At 65.8% G+C, this 17,969-nt stretch carries 12 protein-coding genes; all 12 read left to right on the top strand.

The window, feature by feature from the left end:
• Positions 1-26: 26 nt before the first annotated feature.
• The gene (locus tag AC56DV_RS03530) at positions 27-1,700 is read left to right on the top strand and encodes a methyl-accepting chemotaxis protein (protein ID WP_496312916.1); all 1,674 of its coding nucleotides are present in this window, start codon (positions 27-29) and stop codon (positions 1,698-1,700) included.
• A gap of 165 nt (positions 1,701-1,865) precedes the next feature.
• A complete protein-coding gene (locus tag AC56DV_RS03525; protein WP_496312915.1) occupies positions 1,866-5,099 on the top strand; it encodes a PAS domain-containing protein in 3,234 nt (1,077 codons plus the stop codon).
• Positions 5,100-5,233: 134 nt separating this feature from the next.
• The gene (locus tag AC56DV_RS03520; protein WP_496312914.1) at positions 5,234-8,431 is read left to right on the top strand and encodes an ATP-binding protein; all 3,198 of its coding nucleotides are present in this window, start codon (positions 5,234-5,236) and stop codon (positions 8,429-8,431) included.
• A gap of 1 nt (position 8,432) precedes the next feature.
• Positions 8,433-9,065 carry a response regulator gene (locus AC56DV_RS03515; RefSeq protein WP_496312913.1) on the top strand — a complete coding sequence of 211 codons (633 nt, stop codon included), beginning with the start codon at positions 8,433-8,435 and terminating at the stop codon, positions 9,063-9,065.
• Between the two features lie 233 nt (positions 9,066-9,298).
• The gene (locus AC56DV_RS03510; protein ID WP_496312912.1) at positions 9,299-11,848 is read left to right on the top strand and encodes a sensor domain-containing protein; all 2,550 of its coding nucleotides are present in this window, start codon (positions 9,299-9,301) and stop codon (positions 11,846-11,848) included.
• Positions 11,849-11,876: 28 nt separating this feature from the next.
• Positions 11,877-13,052: an ATP-binding protein gene (locus AC56DV_RS03505; RefSeq protein ID WP_496312911.1), complete on the top strand. Its 1,176-nt coding sequence runs from the start codon at positions 11,877-11,879 to the stop codon at positions 13,050-13,052.
• Positions 13,049-13,465, top strand: coding sequence for a response regulator (locus AC56DV_RS03500; protein WP_496312910.1), 417 nt, complete (start codon positions 13,049-13,051; stop codon positions 13,463-13,465). The genes AC56DV_RS03505 and AC56DV_RS03500 overlap by 4 nt, the downstream gene beginning before the upstream one ends.
• A 3-nt stretch (positions 13,466-13,468) precedes the next feature.
• Positions 13,469-14,977, top strand: a complete 1,509-nt coding sequence (locus AC56DV_RS03495) for a hybrid sensor histidine kinase/response regulator (protein ID WP_496312909.1) — start codon at positions 13,469-13,471, stop codon at positions 14,975-14,977.
• 79 nt (positions 14,978-15,056) lie between these two features.
• The gene (locus AC56DV_RS03490; protein WP_496312961.1) at positions 15,057-15,272 is read left to right on the top strand and encodes a hypothetical protein; all 216 of its coding nucleotides are present in this window, start codon (positions 15,057-15,059) and stop codon (positions 15,270-15,272) included.
• Between the two features lie 49 nt (positions 15,273-15,321).
• Positions 15,322-15,606 (top strand): hypothetical protein, encoded by a 285-nt coding sequence (locus AC56DV_RS03485; protein ID WP_496312908.1) that lies wholly within the window; start codon positions 15,322-15,324, stop codon positions 15,604-15,606.
• Positions 15,495-16,544, top strand: coding sequence for a YbfB/YjiJ family MFS transporter (locus tag AC56DV_RS03480; RefSeq protein WP_496312907.1), 1,050 nt, complete (start codon positions 15,495-15,497; stop codon positions 16,542-16,544). Before AC56DV_RS03485 ends, AC56DV_RS03480 begins: the two co-directional genes overlap by 112 nt.
• Positions 16,545-16,911: 367 nt before the next feature.
• Entirely contained in the window at positions 16,912-17,898 is a 987-nt protein-coding gene (locus AC56DV_RS03475; RefSeq protein WP_496312906.1) for a helix-turn-helix domain-containing protein, read from the top strand.
• The last annotated feature ends 71 nt before the right edge of the window (positions 17,899-17,969 follow it).

Genomic DNA, 17,969 nt, shown 5'->3' with positions numbered 1-17,969 from the left:
CCAGCGACAGAAAATTGGCCGCCGACATGATCGCACATACCTTAGGAAAGACAGTACCAGTGAAGAACTTAAAAATCGCAATCAAGCTTGGCCTTGGTTTCATGGCCGCCATCGTGATCACGGTGATCATCGGCTGGCTCGGCATCTCCAATGCGAAGAGCCTGTCTGGCATGCTCGGCAGCATGTACGAAAACAATCTGGTCCCCATCAGCGACGTGGCCAATGCCAATATGCAGGCGATCTATTTCGACCGCGCGCTTTATGACTACGTGATCGAGACCGAAAAATCGGGCATGGATACGATAGCGGTCAAGATGGAGAAGCATAAGGCCCAGATGGGCCGCCTGCTGGAGAAGTACCGTAAGACCTTTCTCACAGACAAAGAAAAGGAGTTGCTGAGGAAGCTCGACGACGCCTGGCCACCCTACGAAGAATCTGCCCGCAAGGTCATGGCGCTCAGCTACGCGGACCGCAACAAGGACGCAATGGAGCTCATGAACGGCGAAACCACCCAGCGCTTCCAGGCGGCGGATGACCTGTTGTCGGAAATCGTCGATCTCAATGTGGAGCTTGGCAAGAAGGCCCATCTCGACGGCGCCGCGGTCGCCGCGCAAAGCCAGCAGGTGACGGTGGCATCGATCGCCGGCGCCGCGCTGCTAGCCGTGCTCATCGCCATCTTCATTGTGCGCGCCATTACCGGCCCTTTGCGTCAGGCCGTAGCGGCTGCCGACAGCCTGGCGCAGGGTGACCTGACGGTAAGGATCGAGACAAGCGCGCGGGATGAAACCGGCCAGCTGCTGCAGGCCATGCAAAACATGATCGGCAAGCTGTCGCAGGTGGTATCCGAAGTCAATAATGGCGCCCAGATGCTGGCCGGCGCTTCCGAGGAAGTCAGCACCACCGCGCAATCGCTGTCGCAGGCCGCCAGCGAACAGGCCGCCGGCGTGGAGGAAACCAGCGCCTCGCTGGAGCAGATGACGACCTCGATCGCGCAGAATACTGAGAACGCGCGGGTCACCGATGGCATGGCCAGCAAGTCCGCCGTGGAAGCTGCCGAAGGCGGCGATGCGGTGAAAGCCACGGTGGAGGCGATGCAGCAGATCGCGAAAAAGATCATGATCATCGACGATATCGCCTATCAGACCAACCTGCTGGCGCTGAACGCCGCCATCGAGGCGGCGCGCGCGGGCGAACACGGCAAGGGCTTTGCCGTGGTGGCGGCGGAAGTGCGCAAGCTGGCCGAACGCAGCCAGGTGGCGGCGCAGGAAATCGGCGAGGTGGCGTCGAGCAGTGTCGGCCTGGCCGAGCGGGCCGGCCAATTGCTCGGCACCATGGTGCCGAATATCCGCAAGACGTCCGATCTGGTGCAGGAAATCGCCGCCGCCTCGCAGGAACAGTCGGCCGGCGTCAACCAGATCAACGCGGCGGTTAGCCAGATGAACCAGACCACCCAGCAGAACGCCGCCGCCAGCGAGGAACTGGCGGCCACGTCGGAAGAGATGAGTAGCCAGGCCGAACAGTTGCAGCGCGCCATGTCCTTCTTCAAGCTCGATGCGGCACTTGCCACGGCGCCGGCTCAAACTGGACGCAAGCCGGCGGCCCAGGGCAAGAAGCAGCGTTCCATTCCGTTCACTGCGCTTCCGCCTGCCAGCGCATTCAGAACCGATGGCCTGGACGAGGCGCAGTTCACGCAATTTTGAGGCCGGGGCCCGCTTCGCCCTTGTGCGGCCGGGTGGCGCCCCCCCCTTAAACTGCTTGTTGTAAATTCAAAAAACTTCCATCCGGGCAAGTAAAATTAGGGATTTCCCTATTGGCATGTCAGGATGAATCTGTCATTCTGCAAGCTAGTGAGCGGGAGGACCGGCATGGCATGGAAGATCGGCAAGCTGGCGGCAAGGATGGCCTGTTCCGGCATGCTGCTGGGCTGGGCGCTGGCCGTGCCGGTGCACGCCCTGCCCCTGGCCGAATGGCGCATCGAGGCGCAGGCCGCGCGTATGCTGGCCGAGAACGATACGGCGCAAGCCGCCGCCCATGCAGCCCGTCTGGCGGTCGGCCTGCCGGCCACGGCGCCGGCGGCCGACCGTGCCCGCCTTCTGAACCTGCGTGCCCGCATTGCCCTGTACCGGGCCGAGACCGAACTGGCGGGGGGACTGGCCGACGAGGCGCTGGCGCTGGCCGAGCGCAGCGGCGACCGCGTCGGCCAGGCCGAGGCCAACCTGGTGATCGCCTTAAATACCGTCAACCAGGGCCGCTTCGACCGCCTGGCCGCCGTCACCAGCAATGCCGTCAAGGTACTGGAGGGGGTGGACCGCCCCGAGCTGCTGGCCGAAGCCATGCTGCGCCAGGCCATGACCTACACCCGCTTTGGCAAGTTGGAGGAATCGGTCGATGCCTGCCTGCGCGCGCTGGAACTGGCGCGCCGCAGCGGCAACGCGCTGGCCCAGGCCTACGGCCACCAGTGCGTGGCCAGTTCCTTCAACTCGGGCGACAATTATGGCGAATCGCTGGAGCACTACCGCCAGATGCAGGTGCAGGCCAGGGCCGCCAAGTCGCGCCTGCTGGAAGCGTTGGCCATGAGCGGCCAGGGCGGCGTGATTGCGGCCCAGGGCGACGTGCCGCGCGGCGCCGCCTTGATTGCCCAGGCCGGTGCCCTGTACCGGGCTATTGGCCTGCCGTTCTACCTGACCGCCAACCTGTATGCCGAGGCTAGCCAGGCGCGCCTGCAGGGCGAGCGCGAGCGCGCTATTGCCCTGCTGGACGAGGTGGAGCGCACCTACCGCCGCCTGCCCAACAATACCGGCCTGTGGTGGACGCTGACGGCGCGCGCGGGCGACAAGGCGGTGCTGAACCGGTTGGCACAAGCCGAGGACGACTTGCAACAGGCGCTGGCCATCGCGCACGAGCTGAACCTGCCGCTCTACCTGAGTGAAACGCAGCGCCAGCTGGGCCAGCTCGATGCGCGCCGCGGCGACTACCGGCGCGCTTACGAGCATTCGCTGGCGGCGGCCGACATGAGCGCCCAGGCCAACCGCAAAAAGATATCCACCCGTGTTCTGGAGCTGGCCGAACGCTACCAGCAGGAAGCGCGCCAACGCGAAATCGACGAGATGAGCCGGCGCAACGCGCGGCAGCAGGCCGAACTGCGCGAGCATGCCTTGCGGCAGCTTTGGCTGGGGACCGTGCTGGGCGCCATCCTGCTGGTGCTGGCGGCACTCGCCTTTTTCCTGCTGCGCCTGCGCCGCTCGCATCATATGCTGGCCGGCGCCAACAGCGGCCTGCGCCTGTCGCAGGAAGCGCTACAGCGCCAGACCGGCATCCTGCAATCGGTGCTCGACAGTATGGGCGACGGCGTGCTGGTGGCCGATGGGCAGGGCCGCCTGGTGCTGGCTAATCCGGCGAACGAGCGCATCGTCGGCAAGGTGGATGAGATGGCCTGGCCGCGCGCGCGCCGCTTCTACAAGCCCGACCGCAGCTCCATCTACCCGGAATCAGAGCTGCCACTGGCGCGCGCCCTGCGCGGTGAGGCCGGCGAGGGCGGAATCAGCGCTGAAATCCTGCTGGGCGGCGACGGTCTGCCGGCGCCGGGGCGCTGGCTGTATATGACGGCGCGGCCGCTGGCGGGGGCGCAGGAGGGGGCGGTGGCCGTGATTTCCGACATCACGGAACGTAAGCGTGCCGAAGAGGAAATTCGCCTCCTGAACACCGGCCTGGAAGCGATGGTGCAGCAGCGCACCGCCCAACTGCGGCAGCAGACGCGCTACCTGCGCGTGCTGATCGACACCATTCCCTGGTGGGTCTGGTTCAAGGACACAGGCAGCCGCTACCTGGCCGTCAATCGCGCCACGGCGGCCATCTTAGGTACCGGCATAGAGGCGATGGTGGGTAAGACCGATTTCGACGTCAAGCCGCCCGAGGTGGCCCAGGCGTTCCGCGATGACGACCTGAAGGTGATGACCAGCGGCCGGGCACAAACGGTGGAGGAAGTGCAGCAGGGCCCGCATGGCCCGCTGTGGGTGGAGATTTTCAAGGTGCCGGTGACCGACGAAGACGGCAGCGTGCTGGGCACGGTCGGCCTGGCGCGCGACATCAGCGCGCGCAAGGCGGCGGAAGCGGTGCGCGATGCCGCTCTGCTGGAAGCGCAGCGCCTGGCCGGCATGCGCAGCGAATTCCTGGCCCAGATGAGCCATGAACTGCGCACGCCACTGAACGCGGTGCTGGGTTTTGTCCAGTTGCTGTTGCGCGATGGCGGACTGGACGAGCGCCAGCTCGCCAGCGTGAAGAGCATCGGCGACAGTGGCGAGCACCTGCTTGGCCTGATCAACGAGGTGCTCGATTCGGCCAAGCTGGAGGCGAGCAAGCTGCAATTGTTCCCGCAACGCGTCGCGCTGGGCGCGCTACTGGACACCATCGCCGCCATGGTGCGCGTGAATGCGGTGGAACGGGGCCTGGACTTCGCCTGCGAGGCCGGGGCCGGCGTGCCGGCGGAGTTGGTGGTGGACGAGCAGCGCCTGCGCCAGGTGTTGCTCAACCTGCTGTCCAATGCCATCAAATTCACCGATCGGGGGGCGGTGCGGCTGCAGGTGATGGCGGTGGCGCCGGGGCGGCTGCGTTTTGCCGTGCAGAACAGCGGCGTCGGCATCGACCCGGGTCAGCTGAAATCGATCTTCGAACCCTTCGAACAGGTGGACGAGGCGCAGCGCCGCTGCGGTGGCACCGGCCTGGGCCTGGCCATCAGCCGCCAACTGGTGCGCCTGATGGGCAGTGAAATCCAGGTTGAGAGCCAGCGCGGGGGGGGCAGCCTGTTTTGGTTCGAACTGGAAGTGAGCGCGGTCGATGCCGGGCAAGCGGACGTCGCGCCGGCACCGGCCGCCGCGGTACCTGCAATGCCGCTGCAGTTACCGCCGCAGGAGCTGGCAACCTTGCTGCATCTGGTCAGGATAGGCAACATGCGCGCCATCCTGGCCCATGCCGACCACTTGGGCGCCCTCGATGCGCTTTACCTGCCACTGGCCGAACAACTGCGCCGCTTGGCGCGTGACTATCAGTCGAAGGCCTTGTGCAGCCTGGTCGAGGGCTTGCGCCATACGGATGCCGCGTGATGGCGGAACAAGAAAATCAGGATTTCCTGATAGGCGCCGCCTTGCCGCTCTGTCATCCTGCACTGTGGAATTCAATCGGGATGGGCATGGACGGGTGGGGCTGTGGGCGCCGGGCTTGGTGGCTGGCGTGTTTCTTGGTCTGGGGCTGGTGGCCGCTGGCTGGTGCCGCCTCGCTGGCCGACTGGCGTGCCAGCATGGAGCGAGCGGCCCTGCTGGCCGAGAACGACGTGCAGCGCGCCGGCGTGGCGGCGCGGCAACTTGCCGCCGGCCAGCCGGCTGGCGCCACGCCAGCCGACCGCATTCGCCTGCTCAACGTGCGCGCCCGCGTCATTCATTATGCGGGCGAGACCGAAGCGGCCGGGCGGATGGCGGAGGCAGCACTGGCGCTGGCTCGGCAGCACGGCGACCGCGTTGGGCAGGCCGAAGCGTATCTGGTGCTGGCCCAGAACATTGTCAACCAAGGCTCCTTCGAGCGCCTGGCCGGCGTCACAACCGAAGCGGTCAAGGTGCTGGAAGGGGTGGATCGGCCCGATTTGCTGGGCGACGCACTGCTGCGCTTGGGGATGATGTACAGCCGTTTCGGCAAGCCGGACGAGATGATCGACACCTGCTCGCGGGCGATGGAGCTGGCGCGCCGCAGCCGCAACGCCTGGGCCCTGGCCTATGGCCACTATTGCATGGCCAACGCCTATAGCAACAGCGACAATAACCAGCCGGCGCTGGAACAGTTCCACCTGATGCGGGTGCAAGCGAGGCGGGTGGGCTCGCGCCTGCTGGAAGGGCAGGCCGTGCGCGGCCTGGCGCAACTGCTGAGTGCTCAGGATCGCCAGGCTGCGGCGGTCGCCGCGCGCCAGGCCAGCACCATCTTCCGCGAGGTCGGTGCGCCCTTCTATCTGGCCGCCAGCGTGTTTGCCGAAGCCTACCAGGCCAAGCAACGCGGCGCACACGTGCAGTCGCTGGCCTTGCTGAACGAGGTGGCAGCCATTTACACGCGCCACCCGAACAACACCGGCATGTGGTGGGCGCTGACCGCGCGCAGCGCCGCCTACCAGGCACTGCAGCGAGGGGCGCTGGCCGAGCAGGACTTGTTGCATGCGCTGGCGCTGGCTGAGACCCTCGGCTTGCCGCTCTACCTGAGTGAAAGCCAGCGCCTGCTGGCCGCGCTGGAGGCCGGGCGCGGCGCCTACCGCAAGGCCTACGAACGTTCGCTGGCGGCGGCTGAGATGACGGCGCAGGCGAACCGCAAGAAGATTTCGACTCGGGTGCTGGAACTGACCAAGCGCTACCAGCAGGAAGCGCGCCTGCGCGAGATCGCCGACCTGACGCGGCGCAATGCGCAGCAGCGCATCGAACTGCGCGAGGGGGCGCTGCGCCAGGGCTGGCTGTGGACGGTGCTGGGCGTCATCGGGCTGGTGCTGGCGGTGCTGGCCTTCTTCCTGCAGCGCTTGCGCCGCTCGCACCGCATGCTGGCCGAGGCGAACGGAGGCCTGGAACAATCGCAACAGGCGCTGCGTCGCCAGACTGGCATCCTGCAGTCGGTGCTGGACAGCATGGGCGACGGTGTGGTGGTGGCCGACGGCGGCGGCCAGCTGGTGCTGGCCAATCCGGCCGCCGAGCGCATCGTCGGCATCACGCACGCGGTGGACGGCATGGCCTGGCCGCAGGACCGGCGCTTCTTCCAGCCCGACCGCAGCACCGGCTACCCGGAACATGCGATGCCGCTGGCGCGCGCGCTGCGGCGCGAAATGGACGAGAGCGGCGCGCTCGACGCCGAGATTTTCATGACCGGCGCCGGGCTGCCAGCCGCGGGACGCTGGTTGCACATGACGGCACGGCCGCTGGCAGGCCAGTTGGCCGGCGCGGTGGCGGTGATCTCCGACATCACGCAGCGCAAGCGCGCGGAGGAGGAAATCCGGGCACTGAACGCCAACCTGGAAGGCATGGTGCAGCAGCGCACGGCGCAGTTGCGGCAGCAGACGCGCTATCTGCGCGTGCTGATCGACACCATCCCCTGGTGGGTCTGGTTCAAGGATACCGACAGCCGCTACGTGGCCGTCAACCTGTCGGCGGCGCGCATGTTGGGCTTGGCGGTGCAGGACGTGACGGGCAAGACCGACTTTGACTTCCGGCGTCCGGAGGTGGCGCAAGCCCTCCGCGAGGACGACCTGAAGGTGATGGGCAGCGGCCATCAGCAGACGGTGGAGGAGTTACGGCCCTGGCCGGACGGTCCGCAGTGGATTGAGGTGTTCAAGGCGCCGGTCGTGGATGAGGACGGCACGGTGTTGGGTACGGTGGGCCTGGCGCGCGACATCAGTGCACGCAAGGAAACCGAGGCGGCGCGCGATGCGGCCCTGCTGGAAGCCCAGCGCCTGGCCAGCCTGCGCAGCGAATTCATGGCGCGCATGAGCCATGAGTTGCGCACACCGCTCAACGCGGTGTTGGGATTTGTGCAGCTGCTGCAGCGGGACGGCGGGCTGAGCGCGCAGCAGCGCTCCAGCGTCGATGGCATCGGGCACAGCGGCGAGCATTTGCTGGGCCTGATCAACGACGTGCTCGATTCGGCCCGGCTGGAAGCTTGCAAGCTGCAGCTGTTTCCGCAGCGCGTGGCGATGGCCAGCTTGCTGGAGAGGATGGCGGCCATGGTGCACCTGCGGGCGGCTGAGCGGGGCCTGGACTTTGCTTGCGAGGTGGGACCCGGCGTGCCGGGGGCGCTGCTGGTGGACCAGCAGCGCTTGCGCCAGGTGCTGCTCAACCTGCTGTCCAATGCCATCAAGTTCACCGACCAGGGGGCGGTGCGGCTGATGGTGTCGGCGGCGGCGCCGGGGCGGTTGCGCTTCGCCGTGCAGGACAGCGGTGTCGGCATCGAGCCGGGCCAGCTGGAAACCATCTTCCAACCCTTCGAGCAGGTGGGCGAGGCGCAGCGCCGCTTCGGCGGTACCGGCCTGGGCCTGGCCATCAGCCGCCAACTGGTGCGCCTGATGGGCAGCGAGATCCAGGTCGAGAGCCAGCCCGGCGTGGGCAGCATGTTCTGGTTCGAGCTGGAAGCCATGGCCGACGCGGCCGTGCTGGCTGAAGTGGCGGCGCCGGCCAAGCCGCCGCCGGCCGTCCTAGTGCCGCTGCCGGCGGACGAACTGGCGGAATTGATGAAACTGGTGCGCATCGGGAATATGCGCACCATCCTGGCGCATACTGAGCACTTACAGCGGCTCGATGTGCGCTACCAGCCCTTTGTCGACCAGCTCAGCAGCCTGGCGCGCAGCTACCAGACGCGCGCCTTGCGCCAGCTGGTCGAACGGTATTGGCAGCCGATATTGCCAGAGCAAGGAGAATGAGATGATCCGTGTATTGATCGCCGACGACCACGCTATCGTGCGTGAAGGCTTGCGCCAGCTCTTCGCCTTGTGCGGCGACCTGTGTGTGGCGGCAGAGGCCGTCAATGGGGGCCAAGTGCTGGCCCAAGTGCGCGACGGCAACGTTGACCTGGTCTTGCTGGACATGTCCATGCCCGGCGTGAGCGGGGTCGACCTGATCAAGCGCCTGCGCCTGCAACGGGACGGCCTGCCACTGCTGGTGCTGAGCATGCATAATGAATTACAGATCGCGCGCCGCGCGCTGTCGGCCGGCGCCAACGGCTACTTGACCAAGGACTGCGGCGCCGCAATGCTGACTATGGCCATCCGCAGGGTGGCCGGCGGCGGGCGCTTCATCGACCCGCGCATCGTCGAGCGCATGGTGTTTGCCGGCGAGGAGGATGGTGTCGGCGCCCCGCATGAGCAGCTGTCGACGCGCGAACAGCGAATTCTTGGCCTGCTGGGACAAGGGCGCACCGTCAATGAAATTGCCGCCGAACTGTCCATCAGCAACAAGACCGTCAGCACCCACAAGGCGCGCCTGATGCAAAAGATGAGCTTTGCCAATAATGCCGAGCTCATGCGCTATGTCTTCACGCACGAAGTGGTCGGCTGAGCCGGTCAGCATTTTTTGATTGCCGCCCGCGCCATCCTGACCCGAAAATCAGTCCGGCCCGATACGCATTGCGCCGCCGGCTGCTGCTGCGCGAGGCCCGGAATGGCTGCAGCGGCGGGGGTGTTGTCAGGATTTCCTGATGGCGGGCGGGTAATCCTGATGTCATTTTCAAGATGGCCTGATTCCAGGACCGTGCGCCAACTGGCATGCTGGAGCAAATGAGGATGAACACCATGTCACAAAGTGCATTGCAGCAGGCAGAAGAGCAGGACGGCGTCGCGCTGGCGCGCCGTCTGCACTCGTGCGACGAGGGGCTGCTCCAGGGCCAACCTGGCGAGGGCGCGCTGCATCATGTGGCGCGCGCCTACCAGGACGTGGTGGAGCATGCCAAGGACGCCATCTTCTTGCTCGACATCACTGCCGCCGGCGCCGTCTTTGTCATGGTCAACGGCGCGTTCGAGCGCGCCATTGGCGTGCACCGCACGGCGCTGTGCGGGCGCAGTGTCGAGCAGGTGCTGGCGCCCGACCTGCGCGCGGAATCCATGCAGCACTTGCGGCGCTGCGTGGCCACCGGCATGCCGACGAGTTACCTGGGCAACCTGCAGTGGCAGGGGCGTCGGCGCAGCTTCCAGCTCACCATGGTGCCGGTGTTCAACCAGCAGGGCGCGATTTGCCGCGTGGCCGGAATTGCGCACGACGTTACTGTGAGCAAGGCGGCCGAAGCGGCGCTGCGCGCGCGCGACGAGGAAATGACGGCGCTGGTGGAGCAGTCGCCCGACCATGTCCTGCGCATTGACCGCCAGGGCCGCGTGATCTTCGTCAATCCCGCCATGCTGCGCTGCATGGCGTTGCAACGCCACCAAGTGTGCGGGCGGCCGGTGGAAGCACTGCTGGCCGAGCGTGATCCTGCTTCTCGCGAGCGCTATATGCGCACGCTGTGGCAGGTGATCGCCACCGGCCGCCAGCAGGAGCTGGACATGGTCGGCGTGCCTGGGGCCGACGAGCGGTGCCGCTACGAACACGTGCACCTGGTGCCGGAACTGGACCAGGACGGCCTGGTACGCAATGTGATCTCCATTGGGCGCGACTTTACCGAGCAAAAGGAGCTGGAACACCAGCTGCACCTGCGCGAAGCGACCTTTCGCGAGCTGGTGGAGAATTCGCCGGACACCATCTGCCGCTATGACCGTGGCCTGCGCCGCGTGTATGCCAACCCGGCCCTGCTCGGCATGCTGGGTGCCGGCGCCATCGGCGTCACGCCCGGCGAGTTGCCGGGCGGGCCGGATGCCGGCGACTATGAGCGCGTCCTGGGCCAGGTCTTCGCCGACGGCCGCGAGCGCGACCTGGAGTTGCGCTGGACGGCGCATGGCAGGGCGCTGTGCTTCCAGGTCCGCATGCGCCCGGAACTGGATGTCGGCGGGCGCGTGAGCCACGTGTTGGCAGTCGGGCGCGACATCACGGAAATTGACGAGTACCGCCGCACGATCCACCGCCAGGCCTTCTACGACGCGCTGACCGGCTTGCCCAACCGCACCTTGCTGAGCGAGCGGATCGACCAGGCGATCGCCGCGCCCGTCGGCCAGTACCGCAGCTTCGGCTTGATGGTGATGGACCTGGATCATTTCAAGGAAGTTAACGACACCCTCGGCCATGCCGCCGGCGACCAGCTGCTGCGCGAAGTGGGGCGCCGCTTGCAGGCCTGCGCGCGCGGCGAGGATACAGTGGCGCGCCTGGGCGGCGACGAATTTGCCATGTTGCTGCAGGTGCCGCGTGCCGGGCTGGCGCATGTCGCCGAGAAATTCCTGGCGGCCCTCAACGAGCCGGTTGTGGTGGAGGGGCGCGAACTGTTTGTTCCGGGCAGCATCGGCATTGCCGTCTACCCGGACGACAGCTGGGACATCGCCACTCTGTATAAGCACGCCGATTCGGCCATGTACCACGCCAAGCGCCTGGGCCGCAACCACTACCAGTTCTATGTCCAGGAGCTGACGGCGAAGGCGGCCGAGCGGCTGGAGACGGAAGCGGCGCTGCGCAAGGCCCTGCGGCACGGCGAGCTGGAGCTATATTACCAGCCGCAGGTCGAACTGCGTACCGGGCGCACGGTCGGCGCCGAAGCCCTGCTGCGCTGGAACCGCCCCGGCCACGGCGTAGTGGCGCCGCAGCAGTTCATCGGCATCGCGGAAGCGTCCGGCCTGATCGTCGACATCGGCGATTGGGTGCTGGCGGCCGCCTGCTCCACCGTGGCCGGCTGGAACCTCAGCCGCGTCGAACCGCTGCGGCTGTCGGTCAACCTGTCGCCGCGCCAGTTCCTGCGCAACGACTTGGTGGGGACGGTGCGGCGCCAACTGCAACTGACCGGCTGCCAGCCGGCTTGGCTCAAGCTGGAGATCACGGAAAGCCTGCTGCTGGACGGAGACCGGAGCGTGGGCGGCATGCTGGATGAGTTGCATAGCATAGGCCTGGCGATTTCGATCGACGATTTCGGCACAGGCTATTCGGCCCTCAGCTACCTGCACCGCTTCCCGGTCAGCCAGATCAAGATCGACCGCTCCTTCGTGGGCGACGTGCCCGGCGATCGCAGCAAGTGCGAACTGGTCAAGGCAATGCTGTCGATCGCCGGCGCGCTGCGCCTGGAAACCGTGGCCGAAGGCGTAGAGACGGAGCACCAGGCCGACTACCTGGCCGAACATGGCTGCTGCCATGCCCAGGGCTACCTGTTCGGCAAGCCTATGCCGCAGGAAGCCTTCGGCCGGTTGTTGCTGGCAGCCGGCAGCGTGGGTTAGTATGACAAACCGCCCCGGAGCAGAACCCATGACTACCCCTTCTCCAGTCACCGTGCTGATTGTCGACGATACGCCCGCCAATGTGCGTGTCCTGGCCGAATACCTCGGCGGCCTTGGTTTCAATGTGACTGCGGCCCAGGATGGCGAAGAGGGGCTGGAGCGCGCGCGCTACGGCCGCCCGGACCTGGTGCTGCTGGACGCCATGATGCCGGGCTGGGACGGATTCGAGACGTGTCGCCGGCTTAAAGCCGATCCGGCCACCTGCGCCATCCCGGTGATCTTCATGACCGCGCTGTCCGATATCGGCGACAAGGTGCGCGCCTACGAGGCGGGCGGCGTGGACTACATCACCAAGCCATTCCACGCCGAGGAAGTGCTGGCGCGGGTCAACACCCATCTGGCGCTGCGCCATATGCAGCGCCAAATGGAAGAGCGCAATGTGGCGCTGGAGCGCGAAATCGACGAACGCCAACGCGCCCAGCAAGTTCTGGCGGAGCGTTCTCGCGAGCTGGCGCGCTCCAACGCGGAGTTGGAGCGCATGGCCTACATCGCCTCGCACGACCTGCAGGAGCCGCTGCGCATGGTGACCAGCTATGTGCAATTGCTGGAGCGCCGCTATATGGGCCAGCTGGATGCCGATGCGCATGAATTTATCGGCTTCGCGGTCGACGGCGCGCGCCGCATGCAGGCGCTGATCGACGACCTGCTGACCATCTCCCGGGTCGACACCAAGGGACGCCCGTTGACGCCCGTCGCGCTGGGCGAAGTGCTGGGCACCGCCCTGTGTTCGCTGCGCATCTGCATCGAGGACCGGCATGCCGAAATTCACGCCGGACCATTGCCTGCGGTGCTCGGCGACGCGGCGCAACTGACTCAGGTGTTCCAGAACCTGCTGTCGAATGCCGTCAAATTCTGCCAGGCCAGCCTGCCGCGGGTCGACATTTCCGCTGAGCGGGACGGTGCGCGCTGGCGCATCTGCGTGCGCGACAACGGCATCGGCGTGCCGGAAGAATACCGCGAGCGCATCTTCGGCATGTTCCAGCGCCTGTATGGAAGGGGGGAATATGCCGGCACCGGCATCGGCCTTGCCATCTGCCAGAAGGTGGTGGAGCGGCACGGCGGCACCATATGGGTCGAGGCGGCCGAGGGCGGCGGCTCGGTCTTCAGCTTCACCCTACAGCCGGTCGTGCTGGAGGGGGCATGAGCTGCGCCGCCGAAGCACTGGAAATCCTGGTGGTGGATGATAGCCCGGGCGCGGTACGCCTGATCGCCGAAGCCCTGCGCGACACCGGCCTGGCCCATCGGCTGCATGTGGCCGACGACGGCGAGACGGCGCTCGACTTCTTGCGCCGCCGCCCGCCCTACTGCGGCGTGCAGCGGCCCGGCCTGGTCCTGCTGGACCTGAACCTGCCGCGTAAGCATGGTTGCGAAGTGCTGGACGAGATCCGGCGCGACCCGCAACTGCGTGCCATCCCGGTAGTCGTACTGAGCACCTCGCACGCCGAGAGCGATGTGGCGCGCTGCCAGGCGCTCGATGCCAGTTGTTACATGGTCAAACCGATGGACTATGAAGGCTTCGTGGCCGTGCTCACGGGCCTGAAGCGTTTCTGGGAGTAAACAATGGAACGTGCACTGGTGCGCATCCTGCTGGTCGAAGACAACCGCGGCGACGCGCGCCTGCTGGAACAAATGCTGCACGACGCCCGCGCCCTGCGCTGGGAGCTGGACTGGGCTGACAGCCTGGAGCAGGGCATTGCCCGCCTGGAGCGGGGCGGCGTCGACCTGGTCATGCTCGACCTGGACCTGCCGGGCAGCAGCGGCATCGAAACTGTGCGGCGGCTGCGCGCCAGCGGCGCACCGCTGCCGGCCCTGATCGTGCTCAGCGGCCTGGACGACGAGGACGTCGCGCTGCAGGCCGTGCAGGCCGGTGCGGAGGACTACTTGGTCAAGGGCGAGGTTGACGGACGGCTGCTGGCGCGCGCCATACGTTACGCGCTGGAGCGCAGCCAGTCCAAGGCTGCGCTGCGCCGGGCGCATGACGAATTGGAAGCGCGCGTGGTGGAGCGCACCGCCGAACTGCGCAAGCGCGAGCAGGAGTTTCGCACGCTGGCCGAGAATGCGCCAGACATGGTGATCCGCTACGACGCGGACTGCCGGCGCAGCTACGTCAATCCCGCTTTCGAGCGCGAGACCGGCAGCCCGGCCGGCGAGGCGCTGCTCATCGAGCCGAACAAGGTGACACGGTGGCAGTTCGAGACGGCGGTTGAGGATTACAAAGGCGTACTGCGCACGGTGATGGCCAGCGGCGCAGGCACCGAGGTCTTCGTGCGCAATCTGGCGGGGCCGGCCGGCGCGCGGGACTACGCCTTCCATCTGGTGCCGGAGCGGAATGCCGAGGGCCAGGTGGTCGGTGCACTGGCCATCGGCCGGAACATCACGGCGCTCAAGGAGAGCGAACGGCGCCTGAGCGAATCGCAGCTGCAGCTGCGCCAGATGGCGGCACGCAGCGAAGCGGTGCGTGAGGAGGAGCGCAAATACCTCACGCGCGAGATCCACGACGAACTGGGACAGTACCTGTCGGCCTTAAGGCTAGGGGTTTCGGTGCTGGAAATGCAGTTCGGTGCCGGTGCCCCGGCGCTGCTGGAACGCACGCGCGCGCTGACCCGGCTGGTCGACTCCACCATCCAGGTGGTGCGCAATATCGTCGGGCGCCTGCGGCCGGGGGCGCTTGATATGGGGATTGTGTCGGCCCTCGAGTGGCTGGCCGAGCAATTCCGTGAAAACAACGATGCCAAATGCCAACTGCACGTGGATGAATCGCGGATCCAGCTGGACGAAGGACGCGCCATCGAACTGTTTCGCATCGTGCAGGAGTCGCTCACCAATGTACGGCGCCATGCGCGCGCCACGCGGGTAGACATCGCCCTCGTGGCCGATGCCGAAAATTATGTGCTCGAAGTGCGCGACAATGGCTGCGGCTTCGACTTGCTCCAGCACAAGCACCAGTCCTTCGGCATCGTCGGCATCCGCGAGCGCGCCTTGAAGCTGGGCGGCGCGGTGGATATCGAAAGCGCTTCCGGACGCGGTACGCGGCTGCAGGTGCGATTCCCTGTTATGCCCATTGCCTGACAGCGGGGGCCGGCTTGGCAAACGGGGCAGGGGGGACGCGGTCGTCGCGCGTGGATGTGGTAAGCAGGACGCGCGGGTAGTGCTTGTCTTTGAACACGTTCTGGTATGGCGATTACTTGCTGATGTAAGCCCACCGCCGGGGATCGTCCGGGTGGTCGACGTGCTGCAGCGCGTGGGCCAGCATCCTGCCGCCTTGGTCGAGCAACTCACTCCACGCGTGTGGACGACCCTGTTCGCCCGCAATCCGCTGCGCTCCGATCTTTACCAGCGCGACGAACGCCAGTCACGTCAATAACGCCGGCTGGTTACCGCTTACGCTGGCAGGACAGAAGCGCGGAATCGAGGTGGCGCTGGGCAAGGCGAAAGAGGAGCTGCGCGTGATCGAGGGCTTGATCCAGAAGGGCCGCATCAAGCGCAGCCTACTGGAGCTGCGGGTCAAAAAGGCACTATCGCGGAAGCAACTGTCACGCTTCGTCGTCACCGCAATCGGCGCGAGCGAAGAGGCGCCAACGCTGGAATGGCACGTCGATGCCGCCTTGCGGCGCGAACTGGAGCGGACACGGCTGGGCAAGCGCGTGCTGCGCACGGATCGGCACAACTGGAGCACCGGACGCATCGTTTATGTGTAAAGCCAAGTCGGAGTAGACAAAAAATGACATGCCTTATGGACAAAAGAACTGCGAATGACCTTACACATCAAGATAAGACTTGGCCGATCGTTTTCGCCGGGATTGTTTCGCTGGCCGTAGCGATGGGCATCGGGCGGTTTGCCTTTACGCCCTTGATGCCCTTGATGCTTCGCGACGGCATCATCGACATTGCCACGGGGACCGATTGGGCGGTGGCCAACTATGTCGGCTATCTGCTCGGCACATTAAACGCGTCCCGATTCGGGAACATCGCGCGGCTCGGCATGCAGCTTGGGATGGCGGGGATCGCCGTTCTTACACTAGCGATCATGTTTGTAAATCCCAGTTTCCCCTTGGCCGGTTTGGTTCTGCGTGGAGCGGCGGGCGTTTTCAGTGCCTGGGTTATGGTGTGCACCTCTGCCTGGTGCCTCAACGCCCTCGCTGCCCTGAATGCTGCCAAGGTTGGCAGCTGGATCTATACCGGCGTCGGCTTGGGCATTACCCTGGCCGGCGTGCTGACTTGGCTTGGTGGACGGCAGTCGTCAACGACGCTCTGGCTTGAGCTGGGCATTTTGGCTTGCACGGGTGGCGTGCTGGCGACGGTCTGCATGCGGAAACGATCTCAAATTTTCGCAGTGCCGGCGTCGGTCAACAAGCAGCAAATCGCCACCAATGGCGGCCGGGGAAGTTGGTCACTGGTGATTTGCTACAGCATCTTCGGCCTCGGCTACATCATTCCGGCCACATTTCTTCCCACCATGGCTAAACAGCTGACATCGGATCCGCAGGTATTTGGGCTCGCGTGGCCGATTTTCGGACTGGCAGCGGCCTTGTCCGTCGCTGCGGTTTCGGGCTGGATGTCCAGTTGGCCGCGTGCGACATTGTGGGCGCTTGCGCAAGGCAGCATGGCANGGCGGGACAGATCATGGGACCGCTGATGGTTCGCGCGATTGGCTCGGACCGGATCGCCGGATGGGATGCCATTGGTTGGGCAAATGCCGTCGCCACAGTTTTGCTTGTCGGGTCGGCAGTATGGTTGTGGCGGATGGGCAGGGCAAAATCTCGATCCGCCGTGGCGGCCATAAATCTGCCCTGAAAAAAGTTGATCATGGGCTGTCCGCTCAGGGGGCGCCAGTTGCTTTGTAGTGGCGAGCGCCGCGCCCTGGATTGGTGCGGCGCAGTATGAAATTGTATTGCGTTGTCAGTCGTTGAGCCACAAAATCGTGGGATGAATCTCGCTTAGACGAGCTTACTCGACGTTTACGGCCGTGCCGGTCGAGTACGACACCCAACGGAGACAACGACATGACCATGCAGGCCGGCAGCGCCGACGCGTACCGCGTCCAGACGCTGCAACATTCCGAGCCCTTGAGTTCCCTGGATTTCGGCGGTTGGGACTTGGATTACACGCAACTCTCGGCGGGCAGGTACGTGGGCGAATCGCAGGAAGTGCGCCTCAATGACGGGCTGCAGCTTTGTTCCGGACAGTGGAACGCGACGCTCCATCAGTGCGGCGCCGCGCAGCCCAATTGCTATGTATTCGGCATACCATACGGTATGGGCGGCGAGGGGCGTTTCAACGGACAGCGCTGGTACGGGACCATCGCCGCGTTCCGGGGCGAGCATGAGTTCGACACCCTCGTCCCGCCCATGCAACTGCTGGTGGTGAGTGTTTCACGCAATGTCTTCGCCGAGTATCTAGCGACCGTCGAGCACGTTGCGGGACAGGAATGGCTGAAGCGGGGCGCGGTGCTGATGGCGGATCCGGTCCGCTTTTCCATCGCCCACGAGGCCTTCACCGCCCTGATCGGCATCTGCCGCAACGATGCCGGCTTGATGGCCTGCCCCCAGGCGAGGGCGGGCATGACGCAGACTGCACTGGAAATCCTTGCGCCCATGATGCTCGACACCTTGGCGCCGGCGCCAGCCGCTTTCGGCGGATTCAGCCGCACGCAGATCGTGCGCCGCGCGCGCGAGTTCGCGCTCGGCCATCTCGACGAGCCGCTGCAGATCATCGACGTCTGCCGGGCGCTCGGCGTCTCCCGCCGTGGATTGCAGTACAGTTTCCAGGATGTGTTGGACATCAATCCGGTCAGCTACCTGCGCCTGCTCAGGCTCAACGGGGCGCGGCGCGACCTCATCAATGCCGGCCAGAAATCGGTGCAGGTGCAGGAAGTCGTCGCGCGCTGGGGCTTCTGGCATTTCAGCCGCTTCAGCGCGGAATACAAAAAAATGTTCAATGAACTGCCCTCCGAGACCTTGCGCCGCGCGCGGCAATTCGCGGGACACTAACCGCCTGCGCCACGCTGTGTCTCCCTGACGCGCTTTCCCAAGCGCGGGCATTCCGGGCCCTCCGGCCGAAG

The organism is Massilia sp. BGA-UO-ETr-WB1 (genome assembly GCF_059567845.1).
The sequence above is the reverse complement of the archived record's forward strand: the minus strand, read 5'-3'. Positions and strand labels throughout refer to the sequence as shown.

Coding starts and splice junctions, on each gene's coding strand:
- AC56DV_RS03530 (WP_496312916.1), top strand. CDS start 27: ATGATCGCACATACCTTAGGAAAGACAGTACCAGTGAAGAACTTAAAA.
- AC56DV_RS03525 (WP_496312915.1), top strand. CDS start 1,866: ATGGCATGGAAGATCGGCAAGCTGGCGGCAAGGATGGCCTGTTCCGGC.
- AC56DV_RS03515 (WP_496312913.1), top strand. CDS start 8,433: ATGATCCGTGTATTGATCGCCGACGACCACGCTATCGTGCGTGAAGGC.
- AC56DV_RS03510 (WP_496312912.1), top strand. CDS start 9,299: ATGTCACAAAGTGCATTGCAGCAGGCAGAAGAGCAGGACGGCGTCGCG.
- AC56DV_RS03505 (WP_496312911.1), top strand. CDS start 11,877: ATGACTACCCCTTCTCCAGTCACCGTGCTGATTGTCGACGATACGCCC.
- AC56DV_RS03500 (WP_496312910.1), top strand. CDS start 13,049: ATGAGCTGCGCCGCCGAAGCACTGGAAATCCTGGTGGTGGATGATAGC.
- AC56DV_RS03495 (WP_496312909.1), top strand. CDS start 13,469: ATGGAACGTGCACTGGTGCGCATCCTGCTGGTCGAAGACAACCGCGGC.
- AC56DV_RS03475 (WP_496312906.1), top strand. CDS start 16,912: ATGACCATGCAGGCCGGCAGCGCCGACGCGTACCGCGTCCAGACGCTG.